The sequence below is a fragment of the Sulfitobacter dubius genome (assembly GCF_900113435.1).
In the GTDB taxonomy this organism is placed as follows: Bacteria; Pseudomonadota; Alphaproteobacteria; order Rhodobacterales; family Rhodobacteraceae; genus Sulfitobacter; species Sulfitobacter dubius.
Genome location: NZ_FOPG01000001.1, coordinates 511,957 through 525,834 on the forward strand (window position 1 = coordinate 511,957; position 13,878 = coordinate 525,834).

Consider the following 13,878-nt stretch of genomic DNA (forward strand, 5'->3'; position numbering starts at 1 on the left):
CAACCCCAAGGAGTCCAGCCCATGCCCGTGGTAAACCGCATCAATGCCTTTGCGGAGGATATGACAGCGTGGCGGCGCCATTTGCATACGATCCCCGAGCTGGGGTTGGAATGCCATGAGACGGCGGCTTTCGTGGCCGAGCGGCTGCGCGCGTTTGGTGTGGATGAGCTGCACGAGGGCATCGCGACGACGGGCATCGTGGCGATCATCGAGGGGCAGGGCGAAGGCCCGACCATTGGCCTGCGCGCCGATATGGACGCGCTGCCGATCCATGAGGCGACGGGCAAGGACTATGCCAGCACGCGGGAGGGCAAAATGCACGCCTGCGGCCATGACGGGCATACCACCATGCTTTTGGGTGCCGCGCGGTATCTGGCCGAGACACGCAATTTCGCGGGCCGGGTGGCGCTGATCTTTCAACCCGCCGAAGAGACGGGCGGCGGCGCGGGCGTCATGGTCGAAGAGGGCATTATGGAGCGGTTCGACATCGCGCAGGTTTACGGCATCCACAACGCGCCGGGCTTCGACGAAGGCGCGTTCTATACCACGCCGGGGCCGATCATGGCGGCGGTGGATGAATTTCATATCCATATCAAAGGCAAAGGTGGCCATGGCGCAATGCCCCACGACACCCGCGATCCGGTTGTGGCAGCCTGTGGCATCGCCACGGCGATCCAGACCATCGTCAGCCGCAATCATGTCGCCACGCAGGACTTGGTGGTCTCAGTCACACAGATCCACACCGGCTCTGCCGATAACGTGATCCCTGAGACTGCCTATATCAACGGCACCGTGCGGACCTTTGACCGCGAGGTTCAGGCCATGGTCATGCGCCGGATGCAGCAGATCGTGGACGGGCAGGCGGCAAGCTATGACGTCGCCGCCGAACTGGTCTATGAGGTCGGCTATCCGGCCACGATCAACGACCCTGCAAAGACCGAAACCGCCGTCGCGGCGGCGAGCGAAGTGGTGGGCGCGGCCCAAGTGCACGGCGATTATGGGCGCGAGATGGGCGCGGAAGATTTCAGCTATATGCTCGAAAAACGCCCCGGTGCATATCTGTTCCTCGGTGCCGGTGAAGGCGCAGGGCTGCACCATCCAGAATACGACTTCAACGACGAGATCGCGCCGCTCGGCGCATCCTTTTTCGCCCGTATCGTTGAGCGGGCACAGCCAGCAGGAGGCAAGTAATGGCACTGGAAGACGCGGCCAAACAGATGGATATGGCCTTTACCCGCGAGGACCTCAAAGGGCCGAGCTATGAGTTGACCTTTGGCGGGGCGACCTCTTTCCTGCGACGTAAATACACCAAGGATCTGACCGGCGTGGACATCGCCGTGACCGGCGTGCCCTTTGATCAGGCCGTTACCAACCGCCCCGGCACCCGCCTTGGCCCCCGCGCCATTCGCGAGGCGAGCGCGCTGCAAGCGCCCGACGCGCCCTATGGCTGGGACTTTGATGTGCTGAGCGAATTTGCAATCGCGGATTATGGCGATCTGGCGTTTGATTATGGCCATGTCAGCCAGTTTCCCGCCGCTCTGACCGCGCATATCAAGACCATTCTGGATGCCGGTGCGGCCTCGGTCGTGCTGGGCGGGGATCACTACATCTCCTTCCCGATCCTCAAAGCCTATGCCGAAAAATACGGTCCGATCAGCCTGTTACAGTTCGATGCGCACACCGATACGTGGCAAGATGACGACATGGATCGGATCGACCACGGGACGATGTTCTACAAGGCCGTGAAGTCCGGCATCGTCGACCCCACGACCAGCGTGCAGGTGGGCATCCGCACCACCAATGAGGACACGATGGGCGTCAACATCATCGACGCGCGTGAGGTGCATGAGAAGGGGCCGCAGGCGACCGTGGCCAAGATCAAAGAGATTCTTGGCGATCGGCCTTGTTATCTGACCTTCGACATTGACGCGCTTGATCCGGCCTTTGCCCCCGGCACCGGCACCCCGGTTTGGGGCGGTCTGACCTCGGCGCAGGTGTCGATCATGCTGCGGGATCTGGCCGGGATCAATATCATGGGTGGCGACGTGGTTGAGGTCTCTCCGCCCTTCGACACCACAGGCGCGACGGCGGTCGCGGGCGCACATGTCGCGACCGAGATCCTGTCTCTGCTGGGTCACCGCATGAGAACCGCGTGAGCGAAGGCCACAACATCATCGGGCGGCCCTCAGGCTTGGGGTCCGCCCACCTCACCGCGACCACCTGCGTCGCCTCAAATCGCCGAGTTTTGAAAGGTGTTTAAAATGTTGTTCTGGATCATCGTGATCGCCCTCGTCGCCTTGGTGGCCTATGTCCGCCTTGCGCCCATCGACACCGCGCGTTGGCATGTTCAGGCCGAAGGGCAGAAGATGGGCAAGACACAAGGCACCAACAGCTATATCTGGCGCGCGCCGGTCGAAGGCAACGGGGAAGATACTTTGGCCCAGCTTGACCGGGTGATCCTGCAAACCCCACGCACCGAAGTCGTCGCCGGATCTCTGGCTGAGGGGCAGGTCACCTATGTTACCCGCACCAAATTGATGGGCTACCCCGATTTTACCACCATCGGCGTCTACGGTGACAACCCGCGCTATGTCGAAGTCTATGGCCGTTCGCGCTTTGGCCGGTCAGATCTGGGGGTCAACGCCAAGCGGGTGAACGGATGGCTCGATCAGATCGAGGCGCGATGACAGGCAGCCTTGCTGCACCTCGCGCCACATCGGCACATTGAGCGACATCTGGCACTGGGCCATGAACATGCGGCCACCGACCTGTAGGCAGATGGTTTCACCCAGTTCCACACGGTCGCCGGTGCTGTTGGTGCAATAGCAATCAATCGTCTTGCCGCCCGGCGCTTTGACATCCGCAAAGGCGGGGTGCAGGGCCGTCAGGGCCACAAGGCAAGTGAGCGGCATGATGCGTTTCATAGCCCATGATAGCATAAGCCGCCTCTTGACCAAAGCATTTGCATAAGCGACAGGAACCCCATGATCCCGATGCACCGCCTCGCGCAAATCTCGCAACGCTTCCAGTTTCTGGAGGCCAGCATGTCTGCGGGCTCCGATGGGGCCGATTTTTCAGCCCTCGCCAAGGAATACAGCGATCTCAAGCCCGTGGTGGATCAAATTGATCTCTACCAGCAGCTTCAGCGCGACCTTGAAGAAGCCGAGTTGATGCTGAAAGACCCCGAGATGGCAGAGCTTGCCCGCGAAGAACTGCCTCGTCTAAAGGCGCGTCTGCCGGAGGTCGAACAGGGATTGCAGCTAGCGCTTCTGCCGCGCGATTCCGCCGATGCGAAGCCCGCGATGCTGGAGATCCGCCCCGGCACGGGCGGAGATGAGGCGGCGCTGTTCGCGGGCGACCTGCTGCGCATGTACCAACGCTACGCCGAAGCGCGGGGCTGGGGGTTCGACCTGATTGAAAGCCAGATGACCGAGTTGGGCGGCGTCAAGGAAGTCGTGGCCCATATCACCGGGCAGAACGTTTTTGCCCGGCTGAAGTTCGAAAGCGGCGTGCACCGTGTCCAGCGCGTGCCCTCGACCGAAAGCGGCGGGCGCATTCATACCTCAGCGGCAACCGTGGCGGTGCTGCCCGAGGCTGAAGACGTGGATATCGAGATCAACGCCAATGACCTGCGGATCGATACAATGCGCTCCTCGGGTGCGGGCGGCCAGCACGTTAATACCACCGATTCTGCCGTGCGCATCACCCATATTCCGACCGGGATTGTGGTTACATCGTCGGAAAAATCGCAGCACCGAAACCGCGACAAGGCGATGCAGGTGCTCAAAGCGCGGCTCTATGACATGGAGCGCAGCCGGATCGACAGCGCACGTTCCGCCGACCGCGCGGCGCAGGTGGGCACGGGCGACCGGTCCGAGCGAATCCGAACCTATAACTTCCCCCAAGGGCGGATGACCGACCACCGGATCAACCTGACGCTCTACCGTCTTGAGGCCGTGATGCAGGGCGATCTGGATGAGATCGTCGATGCCCTGACCGCCGACGCCCAAGCACGTCAATTGTCGGAGATGGAGGGGTGAGCCCCCAGACCGCCGCCCAAGCCATGGCCGCCGCTGCCGGACGGCTGCGTGCCGCGGGCGTGCCCGATCCGGCACGAGACGCGCGGCTTTTGTTGGCCCATGCCGCAGCCGTGGATGCCGCCCGCGTGACACTGATCGCGCCCGAGGAAATTGCCCCCGACGTGGCCGAACGCTTTGATCAACTCATCGCCCTGCGCGCCGTGCGTGTACCGGTCTCACAACTGATCGGGAAGCGCGCGTTCTATGGCCGCGATTTCAGCATCAGCCGCGATGTGCTGGACCCGCGGCCAGAGACGGAATCGTTGATTGATCTGGCCATAACCACCGATTTTACCCGCATCCTGGACCTTGGCACCGGATCGGGCTGTATCCTTGTCACGCTGCTCGCCGAACGCCCACAGGCCACGGGGCTGGGTGTAGACCTCTCGGAAGCCGCTTGCCTTCAGGCCAGTGCCAATGCGGTACAGCACGGCGTGGCCGAGCGTGCCGACATCCGCCAGTCAGATTGGTTCAGCGCGGTCGAGGGGCGGTTTGACCTGATCCTGTCGAACCCGCCCTATCTTGCCGCCGAAGAGATGGCCGATGTCTCGCCCGAATTGCGCCGGCACGAGCCGGAAATGGCGCTGACCGATGGTCAGGACGGGCTGAGCATCTACCGCATCATCGCCACTGAGGCGCAGGGCTATCTGACATCCGAAGGCCGCGTCATGGTGGAAATCGGCTGGCAACAGGGTGAGGCGGTACAAGATATCTTTACCGCTGCGGGCTGGGGCCGGGTGACGTTGGCGCATGATCTGGACGGCCGCTCTAGGGTGGTTTGTGCAGATCAACCGGCATGAAATCGCGAAAATTCGGGTCTTTAGCAGGCTGGATCGCAATTTCTTCTTGCTCAAGGCTTTCTGGCATGGTTAGTCAGAGGTGTTGCAGCGGTGGATGCCATAGGCGGTCCCGCGCGGCACTATGCCCAACATATCGCTTAGGCCGGGACGATGACGTGCTTTGCACCCCCGGTAAACGACACACAGCACACAAGGCTGACATCATTCCATGAACTCTCCCAGATCACGCTCCCGGTCGAAGAACAATCGTAAACGCTCCCCACATGGTGGTGGCGGCGGCAATGTCGTTAATCGGGTGTTCGACAGCTCCGGTCCTGAGGGTAAGGTGCGCGGCACGCCGCAGCAGGTTATCGAGAAATACAACCAGCTGGCCCGCGACGCGCAGCTTAGCAATGACCGTGTAGCGGCTGAGAATTTTCAACAGCACGCTGAACATTACCTACGCCTGCTGAGCGAAGCACAGCGCGAGATTGACCAGCGCCGCGAAGAGCAAGAACGTCAGAACCGTGAGCGTCAAGCCGAGCGGGATCGCGAGCGTGCTGAACGTCAGGAGCGCGAAGCACAGCAAGGTGGCCAGCAACAGGGCGATCAGCCGCAAGCGGAACAGCAGCCTGCGCAGGACAGCGCGCCCGAGCAACAGCAGCCACAGCAGCAGGCTGAGGCCGAAACCAACGGCGAAGAGAGCACGCTGGTTGAAACGCCCGAGAGCAAGCCCAAGCCAAAACGTGCTCCGCGCCGCAAGCCCAAGCCGAAAGTGGCAGAGGCACAGCCGCAGGATGCTGGCGGTGACGGTAGCAACGATCCGGCCAAGGCCGCAGAATAAAGAAAAGCCCCGCAATTTGCGGGGCTTTTTCGTATCGGTCCAGGGCAGGGTGGCCTACCCTTCCATTCCCGCTTGCACGTATCTGATCCGCCCATTGCGGCGCAGAACCTCTTCACGCGGCTCCCAATCATAGCGCGGATCGCTTGTGACCGGCGACCAGAACAGCACGCCCCCCTTGCGCCACGGATCAAGGACAATCCCCGCTTGCATCGGCGCGCCTGCCGCCGAGATGATGGCGGTGGAGTGGTCTATCAGCAGCCGGGTGTCACCGTTGGCAATGGCCCGGTGCATGTCGAGCGTGGCGAAACCTTCGGCCTGCAAACGTTTCTCCAGATCCTCAGCCCAATGCCAGCAAAGCCCGCGCGGCCGGCGGCCGCTGTTGACCTTGGCATTGTGAATAAGCGGCGCATCGGTGATCTGATAGGCAATCGCCAGTTCATGCGTGTGGCGATAGGCAATCTGCGCTGCGCGCGCGGCCTCTGCCGGGTCAATGGCGGGCGAAAGCCGTTCGATGGCCCGCTTCAATTCCGCAATCTCGGCGTCTGTGCCGACGGGCGGCGGGCCGTTGCGGGGCATGGCGCAGGCGGACAGGCTCAGTATCAGCGCGCAAAGCAGCAGTAGACGATGGAACATGATCACCCCTTGGCGATTTCGCGGGCAAGGGCGCAGAAACCCTCCAGCGGGATTTGCTCGGCTCGGTCGGTGGGTTTCAGCCCAGCGGCCTGCAGGCGATCCTCAATGTCGGGTGCCGCCCCTTTAAGCGCCGAACGCAGCATTTTGCGGCGTTGATTGAACGCCATCGCGACCACGCGGCTGAGCACGGCGGGATCAGCCGGATAGCGCGGCTCGGGCAGGGCGGTCAGATGCACCACGCTCGACGAGACCTTTGGCGGCGGCGTGAAAGCCCCGGGCGGCAATTGCATGACGATCCGCGCATCGCTGCGCCACTGTGCCAGCACGGCCAGCCGCCCGTAGGCTTTGGAGCCGGGCGTCGCCACGATCCGCTCGGCCACTTCGCGTTGGAACATCAGCGTCAGGCTCTGCCAGAAGGGGGGCCACTCGGGCGGGGTGAGCCAGCGCACCAGCAATTCGGTCCCGACGTTATAGGGCAGGTTGGCAGCCACGCGGATCGGCGGGGTCAGGTGGCTCAGCGGGTCGATCTCCAGCGCGTCGCCTTCGATGACCGTCAGGCGACCGGGGTAGTGTTCCGCCACTTCAGCCAGCGCGGGCAGGCAGCGGCGGTCCTTCTCGATCGCCAGCACATGACGTGCGCCTTCGGCCAGCAGTCCACGGGTGAGGCCACCGGGGCCGGGGCCGATTTCAAGCACGTCGCAATCGGCCATATCCCCGGCTTGCCGTGCGAGCTTGGCCGTGAGGTTCAGATCCAGCAGGAAGTTCTGGCCCAGCGATTTCCGCGCGGCTAGTTCGTGTGTGTTGATCACCTCGCGCAGCGGCGGAAGGTTGTCGATTGCACTCATGTTTTCTGGCCCATCTGCCATGCCAGTTTGATCGCTTCGATCATGCTGGTCGGATTGGCGCGCCCTTGGCCCGCGATGTCAAAAGCTGTTCCGTGATCGGGGGAGGTACGCACGAAGGGCAAGCCCAACGTCACGTTCACGCCTCGGTCAAAATCCAGCGTCTTGATCGGGATCAGCGCTTGGTCGTGATACATCGCTACCGCCGCGTCATAGCCTGCGCGGGCGCGGGCGTGGAACATCGTATCGGCGGGCAGCGGCCCGGTCAGTGCGTAGCCTTCGCCCTGCATCTCGACAATCAGCGGCGCGATCCAGTCGATCTCTTGCTGCCCCATGCTGCCGCCTTCGCCCGCGTGGGGGTTCAGCCCGGCGACGGCAATGCGGGGGCGGGCGATGCCAAAGCGGTTTTGCAATTCCTGCGCGGTGATCTCAATCGTGCGGCGTAGCCCCGCAGGGGTCAGCGCCAACGGCACCTGATCGAGCGCGATATGGATGGTGGCGGGCACGACGCGCAACTGGTCGGAGGCCAGCATCATCACCACATCCTCAACCCCTGCCAGTGCGGCGAGGTATTCAGTATGGCCGGGATAGGCGAAATTCGCGCCATCCTGCAGGGCCTTCTTGTGGATCGGTGCGGTGCAGATGGCGCAAGCGGCCCCGGTCTGCACCAGATCGACCGCGCGGGCGATCACGTCAATCACCCCCTGCGCATGGCCGGGCTGCGGCACACCGGCGAGGGCGTTGCTTTCGAAAACATGAGACAGCACAGGCAGCGCATCGGTGCTCGGTTCGCCTACATCTTCGGGGCTATCGATCAAACGGTGCGGCACATCTTCAGGCAGGTGGCGCGGGTCGCCAATCCAGAACATCGGGATGTCAGACGAAATCGCCGCCCAAGCATAGGCGGCGATTTCAGGGCCAATCCCGGCGGGTTCACCGCAGGTGATGGCCACAGGCCGAGACGGGCGGCTCATTGGCGGGTGATGCGGGCTTCGGCGCGGGCCTGTTCCAACAGTTGCGTGGCATAGCCCTCAAGCTTGCGCTGCCGGATCGAGCTGATGACCGCGTCGCGGTTCACCTCCGCATTGGCCGCCGTGGTGCGGTTGCAGAGCATCAGGAAGACCAGCGTTTGCCCATCGGCACGGGTCAGCGTGGTCGAGACTTCGCCGGGATCGAGCTTCGCCAGTTCAATGGCCACATCCTGTGGGATCTCACCCGGAGCCTTGGTGCCACGGTCGAGCACATTCGCGGGCTGGCCCTTGGCAACGCCATAGAGGTCATCGCACTGATCCACCTGACCGCGCAATTGTGCGGCGCGCGACAGGGCGGCCTCGGAACGGCCACCGGGGATGTAATAGGCCGCATAGTCAATCTCGGAGTATTCGACGCTTGGCTTGCCGGTCTCTTCGATGCCGCGCAACTGGAACAGGGCCACGGCATTCGGGATCGGCAGCGGCGCTGTCACCTCACCCGGCGCGAGGGCCAGAAGGATCGGCCGCAGGCTGGCGGGGAGGTTTTCGAGCGGCGTCCAAGGCATTTTACCGCCGCGGCCCCGAGAAGCAGTGGCGGAATACTGGCTCGCATAAGAGGAAAACTCAGCCTCGGAACTGCTTTGCGCAATCCGTTCGGCCAGCGCGTTTACTTGATCGGCATTTTGCGGTGGGGCGGGAATGATGATCTCTGACAAAAGCACGCGCAGGCCGTTGTTGCCCCGGCTGCTGCCAAGTGCGCGCTCTACCTCTTCGTCGGTGATGTTGACCCGGCCATTATAGCGCGCGCGGATCAGATCGCGCCATGCAGCGCTGATGACGATGAAATCGCGGAATGTCTCTTCTGAGATCTGCGCTTGGCCGAGCACCTCAAGGAATTCTTCGGTCGACAGATCAGCACGGCTGGCGAATTCGGCCATGCCTGACTGTATCCCGTCTGGGCTGACTTGCAGCCCAGCTTGATCAAGGATCTGCCCCCGCAGCCGGTCGTTGATCAGACTGTCGATGACGTTGTCGGTGTCCGCCCCCGGCGCACCGATCAACTGCATAAAGCGCTGACGCTGCTGCACCTCATAGCCTGTGATGGCCTCGTCGTTAACACGAGCGACGGGGGCAAAGAGGTTTTGTGCTGCCGCGGATTGCCCCACGACCAAAGCGAGGGCGAGGACCGCGGTGCCACGGATCCCGGCACGGACTGTCTGTTTCGTTACTTCCCACATGAGCGTACGTATCTTTCTGTTCCGGTGTTGGCGGCAAAGCCCCTGAGGCCGATGTTAAAACCGAAATCCGTTGAGGGCTCAACACTTGTTGAGGATGAATAGCTCCGGCTGACGGAAAGGTCGACCTGTACGCATTCATTGTTATAGCTCAGGCCAAGACCCGCCGTCGCTGCGCGTTCGTCGGCCAAGTCAAAACGCCAGTCAGCAGAGGCCTGCCATTGGCTGTTAATCGAAAAGCTGCCGTCAAAGGTGATTTCTGACACATCTTCATCGCGGTCTTCGGCGGCATCTTCTTGGAGCCAGACATAGCTGCTCGCGATTTGGCCGCGTTTGAAATTCCAAACGCCGCGCAACTCGGCCTTGGCGACCTCGAAGTCATCATCGACCAAGCCACGCCCGATGAGCGCGAGACCATTGTCGCTGCGCAATTGCCCAGCCAGCAGGAAATCGGAATGGGTGCCTTGCAGGCCTGAGCTAAAGCTAAAGGCGTCATCCGCATCGGCGCGGATCACCTGGCCGAAAGACAGGCTGGCATCCATGCCGTTGGGATCAAGCCGTGCCCAATTTACCCCGATGGCCGCCACAGCACCTCGTTCGCGCCGGTCGGGCCGGGGGAAGCGGCTGAGCGCCAAGAGGTTGCCCTCGTCATATTCCACCAGCGTGCTTTCCTCATTCGGAATGTCGAGCCGATCACCGCCAGTCCAGCCCAATTGCACCAGCGGTTCAAGCTGTTGCACCACGCCTGCGGCTTCGCGGCGCTGCATGGGGTAGCGCATGGTCACGGCGGCCTGGGGCACGAGGTCGGAGTAGCGCCCGTCATAAACGGCATCCTGCGCGATGTTGAACAGGCCAAAGCTCGCCCCGGCTTCGACGTCGGTGACCAGACCATTGCCGAAGGTGAAGCGCCGCATCCAAGCGGCCTCCCCATTGAGCCGCGACACATCACGCCCATCGGCTTCGCCATCCCCCTCCCCATCAGAACTGAGGTCCGACGCACGCCGGTGGCTATGGGCCTCAAGCGTCAGGCGGACCTCGCCGCCCAGGGAGGTCGGGAAATAACGCCGCTCGAACTCGCCATCCAAGACCAGATTGGGCAGCAGGTCGTTGTCCTCGCCATCGCGCAGAGATTGGTAGTTCAGTAGGCTCGCCCGCATATATTCGTCGCGCCGCGCGCGGCTGACGGTCAATTCGCTGGTCAGACGGTCCTTACCCGAATAGCCATAGTCGCTGAGATAGGACCTGTCGCTCGTCGTTTCGATATCGAAATACAGTTTGTAGTCGCGCCGCAGATCGAAACTCCCGGTGCCAAAGAGGTAGCCACGGGTCTTGCCGGGGTCCAACTCATCATCGGTGATCGCCCCCTCGAAATCGATCCGCCCAGACACGAAGGCTTGCCGATAGCGGAATTCCATCGTCCGGGTTTCGGCGGAAAGATAGGGCGTCAGCGTAAGGTCGCGGTGATCGCCCAGCTTGATGAAATAGGGCAGTTTCAGCCCCACACCCAGTTGCGAAGTGGACCGGATGGAAGGCGCTAGAAAGCCGGTGGCACGGTCCAACGTCGGGTCAGGCAGGCGCAGGCGGGGCAAATAGAAGATCGGCACATTCTTGATGCGAAACTGCGCCTCGTCGAAATAAAGCTGCTGGGCCAGTTGGTCATGGACCACGCGTTTCGCGCGGATTTGCCAAAGCGGGGCTTCACCATCTTCGCATACTTTACAAGAGGTTACAGCCGCTTTGTAAAGCTGGCTATATCGCCCTTCGACCTGATTGATCTGCACAGCGGCAAGCTGCAACTGCTGCTCAAGGATCATGCGCGCGCCGCGCAACAACCCCGATTGTAACCCCGCATCGAGAGAGGCGGCATCAGCAAGAATTGTGGTACTCTCACCCTCTGATAGCACAATCGGACCTTCAATACTCAAGGCTCCGGTGGCTTGATCATAGCGGATCGCGGTGGCGCGCAGCCTTGTCTCGCCCCTAAAGGCTTCGACATTCCCCTGCGCGACCAAGACCTTATCACGGGTAATGAACACCTGATCGGCCACCAGAACGGCGGGTCGGTCGGTGGCCGGGGCGGTCTGCGCGCTGACCGTCAGGGGCGCAAAAGTAAGGGCAAGTCCAACCAGAGCCGCGCGCATGTCAGCCGTCCTCCGCATGCAAGAGCAGACCAAGCGCCAAAAAGATGGCGGCCACGGGTGGTGCCCAAGCGGCAAGGGTCACTGGGATTTGGCCATTCTCGCCAAGGATTTGCGCGAAACTGCGAATAAAATACAAACCGAACCCCAGCAAAATCGAGGCCAGCACAGCAACGCCGGTCCCCCCAAAACGGGTATGGCGCATGGTGAATGCGCTCGCAACCAGAACCATGGCCACCAGAAAGAAGGGTCGCGCTAATTCGGCCTGCAACCAAACCTCATGTTGTCGCGTGCTAAAGCCCGCCTGCTCCAACTGACGAATGAATTCAGGCAGCTCATAGATCGAGACGGCGGCGACACGGCCAATGCTTTCCCGAATACGCTCAACCGTGAGAGACGCGGGAATCGACAACGTCTCATGTACCTCGGCTTCGCCTTCGGCATTCACCCCGGCCGCAAGCGGCCAAATCTTGGCCCCGGTCAACTGCCAATCGCCACCGCTAAGCTGCGCGCTTTCGGCCTCGATCCGGCGGATCGGGCCTTTTTCGGCGTCATAGCTGATGATTGTCACATTATAGAGGACAGAGGCATCACTGTTGGTACGCCATGCGCGGATGACCGATTGGCCTTCCTCCGTGCCCTGCCGGAGCCAGAGCCCTTCGTCGCTCACCGACAGGGCCGAGCTTCCGTTTGAGCGGTATTTCTGGGTCAGGTACTCCGCCCGTTCGCTGGTTGCTGCCACGATGGGGTTAAGCATGGCCACGGCCAGCGTGCCGATGATCAGCGCCACCACCATCGGTGCGATCAAGGCGCGCAAGGCAGAGCGGCCTGCCGCGCGGGTCACGACCAACTCAGAAGACCGCGCCAGACCGATGAATAACGCAACGGTGGCAAGAATCATGATCAGTGGAAGGATCATATTGATCGTCTGCGGCATGTGCAGCAGCGTCATCCCCAAGACCTGATCCCAGCCCACATCATCATCGGCAAAGCGCCGGGCCTGATCCACACCATCGACCAGCATCACCAAGGCGGCCAGCACCCCGGTGATGACGAGAAAGCTCATGAAAAAGCGGCGGGCGAAGTAAAGATGGAGGATCATGCGGCCGCCCCTTTGCCACGTAGCCGCCGCCGAATCCAGCGCGGATGCGCCGATTGCCACAGCATCGCAAGTGTCAGCGACGCCCCGATAAGCGACGGTAGATAGGCAAGCGGCCAAGCGGCGGCAGTCTCGCGAATTTGCACCACCAAGGTACCCCGCAGCCCGTCAATGGCGATCAACAGGCCAAAGGCGATTACCGCTTCGCGCCAGACACCAAAACGCGAGAAACCACCAAGGATCAAAGTGGCAAAACCAATCATTGCGGCGACGATACAGAACAAGGGCTGCGCAAGGCGGCCATGTAATTCTTCGGCAACGATGCCTTGTGTTGTGTCAGCCTGCGCGGCAACCCCGGCCCAGTCCCATAACAACGCAGGCGTCACCATTGAAGACACCGACTGGCCAATAGCCTCGTCACTGCCGACCAAGGGGGAGATATCGAAGGAAAAATCACGAAATTTGGCGGTGGCCAGCCGGTTCTGGACCGTATCAAGGCGCTGCGCCATGCCGTTGAGCATGATTAAGGTCGTATTCTCACCATTGCGGGCCAAGTAGGCTTCGGCGGCAGTATAGATCACCCCCTCATCGGCCTTGCGACGATCCGACAGAAACACATCGCGCAGGACGCCATCGTTATCGATCGCGCGGGTATAGAAGGTCACCTCATCCGACGGATGCAAAAACGTCCCTTCCGTCAACAGCCGCGCGGTGAGATTACGCGAGATCTCGGCCTCACGCTGTTTCAGTTGACCCTGCGCCATGGGCACAAGAAAATTGCTCAGCACTGTCATCATCAGCGCCACGCAAAGGCCAAAGACAAAGACAGGCCGCGCCAGACGCCAAGGACCGGACCCTGCGGCCTGAAGGACAGACAGTTCAGATTCGCTCGACATGCGGTTGGTCACATAGACCGACGCGGCAAAGGTTGCGATTGGCAGGACGGTGACAATCAACTTGGGCAGGCCAAGGGCCGTAAACTCCAGAAACACCAATGCAGATTGGCCGTCTCCGATCAAACGGTCGAATAATACCACCGCGCGGTTGATCCAAAACAACGCCACCAGCACCAGCGCGAAAAAGCCGAACATAACCAGAAGTTGCGACAGCATGTAGCGGTCAATTCGTGCCACTCTGATCCCCCGAGATGCTCTGACGGCGTTTAACAGGATCTTAAAGCAAATCTTGGGGCGGGAAAACTGCTATCTGGCCATGGGCGGCGCGGCGCGCTAGGTCTGGGCCAAATCAAACACGAGGC

General features: G+C 61.6%; 14 protein-coding genes. 6 read left to right on the forward strand and 8 right to left on the reverse strand.

Annotated elements, in window-relative coordinates:
• Window positions 1-21 precede the first annotated feature (21 nt).
• The 3 genes from BM229_RS02495 to BM229_RS02505 all read left to right on the forward strand — a co-directional run bounded on the left by BM229_RS02495 (window position 22) and on the right by BM229_RS02505 (window position 2,687).
• Window positions 22-1,191 carry a M20 aminoacylase family protein gene (locus tag BM229_RS02495; protein ID WP_093926113.1) on the forward strand — a complete coding sequence of 390 codons (1,170 nt, stop codon included), beginning with the start codon at window positions 22-24 and terminating at the stop codon, window positions 1,189-1,191.
• Window positions 1,191-2,156, forward strand: coding sequence for an agmatinase (speB, locus tag BM229_RS02500; RefSeq protein WP_093926114.1), 966 nt, complete (start codon window positions 1,191-1,193; stop codon window positions 2,154-2,156). Before BM229_RS02495 ends, speB begins: the two co-directional genes overlap by 1 nt.
• Before the next feature lie 105 nt (window positions 2,157-2,261).
• Window positions 2,262-2,687: a DUF1499 domain-containing protein gene (locus BM229_RS02505; RefSeq protein WP_093926115.1), complete on the forward strand. Its 426-nt coding sequence runs from the start codon at window positions 2,262-2,264 to the stop codon at window positions 2,685-2,687.
• Here the strand turns inward: BM229_RS02505 and BM229_RS02510 are convergent.
• Complete coding sequence (locus tag BM229_RS02510; protein ID WP_093926116.1) at window positions 2,625-2,924, reverse strand: hypothetical protein; 300 nt, start codon at window positions 2,922-2,924, stop codon at window positions 2,625-2,627. The two genes, BM229_RS02505 and BM229_RS02510, sit on opposite strands and share 63 nt — an antisense overlap.
• A gap of 60 nt (window positions 2,925-2,984) precedes the next feature.
• Here BM229_RS02510 and prfA point away from each other — a divergent pair, with 60 nt between their 5' ends.
• The 3 genes from prfA (at window position 2,985) to BM229_RS02525 (ending at window position 5,702) form a co-directional block, all read left to right on the forward strand.
• Entirely contained in the window at window positions 2,985-4,040 is a 1,056-nt protein-coding gene (prfA, locus tag BM229_RS02515) for a peptide chain release factor 1 (RefSeq protein WP_093926117.1), read from the forward strand.
• Window positions 4,037-4,879: a peptide chain release factor N(5)-glutamine methyltransferase gene (gene prmC, locus BM229_RS02520; protein WP_093926118.1), complete on the forward strand. Its 843-nt coding sequence runs from the start codon at window positions 4,037-4,039 to the stop codon at window positions 4,877-4,879. The genes prfA and prmC overlap by 4 nt, the downstream gene beginning before the upstream one ends.
• Before the next feature lie 208 nt (window positions 4,880-5,087).
• Window positions 5,088-5,702, forward strand: a complete 615-nt coding sequence (locus tag BM229_RS02525) for a DUF4167 domain-containing protein (RefSeq protein ID WP_093926119.1) — start codon at window positions 5,088-5,090, stop codon at window positions 5,700-5,702.
• Window positions 5,703-5,756: 54 nt separating this feature from the next.
• On the opposite strand, the gene BM229_RS02530 is transcribed toward BM229_RS02525, so the two are convergent.
• The 7 genes from BM229_RS02530 to lptF are packed head-to-tail and all read right to left on the reverse strand — an operon-like array spanning window position 5,757 to window position 13,753.
• Entirely contained in the window at window positions 5,757-6,335 is a 579-nt protein-coding gene (locus BM229_RS02530; protein ID WP_093926120.1) for a hypothetical protein, read from the reverse strand.
• Between the two features lie 2 nt (window positions 6,336-6,337).
• Complete coding sequence (rsmA, locus tag BM229_RS02535) at window positions 6,338-7,180, reverse strand: 16S rRNA (adenine(1518)-N(6)/adenine(1519)-N(6))-dimethyltransferase RsmA (protein WP_093926121.1); 843 nt, start codon at window positions 7,178-7,180, stop codon at window positions 6,338-6,340.
• On the reverse strand, window positions 7,177-8,151 hold the full coding sequence (gene pdxA / locus BM229_RS02540; RefSeq protein WP_093926122.1) for a 4-hydroxythreonine-4-phosphate dehydrogenase PdxA: 975 nt from the start codon (window positions 8,149-8,151) through the stop codon (window positions 7,177-7,179). The genes rsmA and pdxA overlap by 4 nt, the downstream gene beginning before the upstream one ends.
• Window positions 8,148-9,386, reverse strand: coding sequence for a peptidylprolyl isomerase (locus BM229_RS02545; protein WP_093926123.1), 1,239 nt, complete (start codon window positions 9,384-9,386; stop codon window positions 8,148-8,150). Before BM229_RS02545 ends, pdxA begins: the two co-directional genes overlap by 4 nt.
• Entirely contained in the window at window positions 9,374-11,524 is a 2,151-nt protein-coding gene (locus BM229_RS02550; RefSeq protein ID WP_093926124.1) for an LPS-assembly protein LptD, read from the reverse strand. The genes BM229_RS02545 and BM229_RS02550 overlap by 13 nt, the downstream gene beginning before the upstream one ends.
• A gap of 1 nt (window position 11,525) precedes the next feature.
• On the reverse strand, window positions 11,526-12,623 hold the full coding sequence (gene lptG, locus BM229_RS02555) for an LPS export ABC transporter permease LptG (protein ID WP_093926125.1): 1,098 nt from the start codon (window positions 12,621-12,623) through the stop codon (window positions 11,526-11,528).
• On the reverse strand, window positions 12,620-13,753 hold the full coding sequence (gene lptF / locus BM229_RS02560; protein WP_093926126.1) for an LPS export ABC transporter permease LptF: 1,134 nt from the start codon (window positions 13,751-13,753) through the stop codon (window positions 12,620-12,622). Before lptF ends, lptG begins: the two co-directional genes overlap by 4 nt.
• Between the last annotated feature and the right edge of the window lie 125 nt (window positions 13,754-13,878).

Bases quoted from the DNA above. Each gene is read 5' to 3' on its own strand.
- BM229_RS02495 (WP_093926113.1), top strand. From the start codon at position 22: ATGCCCGTGGTAAACCGCATCAATGCCTTTGCGGAGGATATGACAGCG.
- BM229_RS02545 (WP_093926123.1), bottom strand. From the start codon at position 9,386: ATGTGGGAAGTAACGAAACAGACAGTCCGTGCCGGGATCCGTGGCACC.
- pdxA (WP_093926122.1), bottom strand. From the start codon at position 8,151: ATGAGCCGCCCGTCTCGGCCTGTGGCCATCACCTGCGGTGAACCCGCC.
- BM229_RS02530 (WP_093926120.1), bottom strand. From the start codon at position 6,335: ATGTTCCATCGTCTACTGCTGCTTTGCGCGCTGATACTGAGCCTGTCC.
- BM229_RS02550 (WP_093926124.1), bottom strand. From the start codon at position 11,524: ATGCGCGCGGCTCTGGTTGGACTTGCCCTTACTTTTGCGCCCCTGACG.
- speB (WP_093926114.1), top strand. From the start codon at position 1,191: ATGGCACTGGAAGACGCGGCCAAACAGATGGATATGGCCTTTACCCGC.
- prfA (WP_093926117.1), top strand. From the start codon at position 2,985: ATGATCCCGATGCACCGCCTCGCGCAAATCTCGCAACGCTTCCAGTTT.
- BM229_RS02525 (WP_093926119.1), top strand. From the start codon at position 5,088: ATGAACTCTCCCAGATCACGCTCCCGGTCGAAGAACAATCGTAAACGC.
- lptG (WP_093926125.1), bottom strand. From the start codon at position 12,623: ATGATCCTCCATCTTTACTTCGCCCGCCGCTTTTTCATGAGCTTTCTC.
- BM229_RS02505 (WP_093926115.1), top strand. From the start codon at position 2,262: ATGTTGTTCTGGATCATCGTGATCGCCCTCGTCGCCTTGGTGGCCTAT.
- rsmA (WP_093926121.1), bottom strand. From the start codon at position 7,180: ATGAGTGCAATCGACAACCTTCCGCCGCTGCGCGAGGTGATCAACACA.
- BM229_RS02510 (WP_093926116.1), bottom strand. From the start codon at position 2,924: ATGAAACGCATCATGCCGCTCACTTGCCTTGTGGCCCTGACGGCCCTG.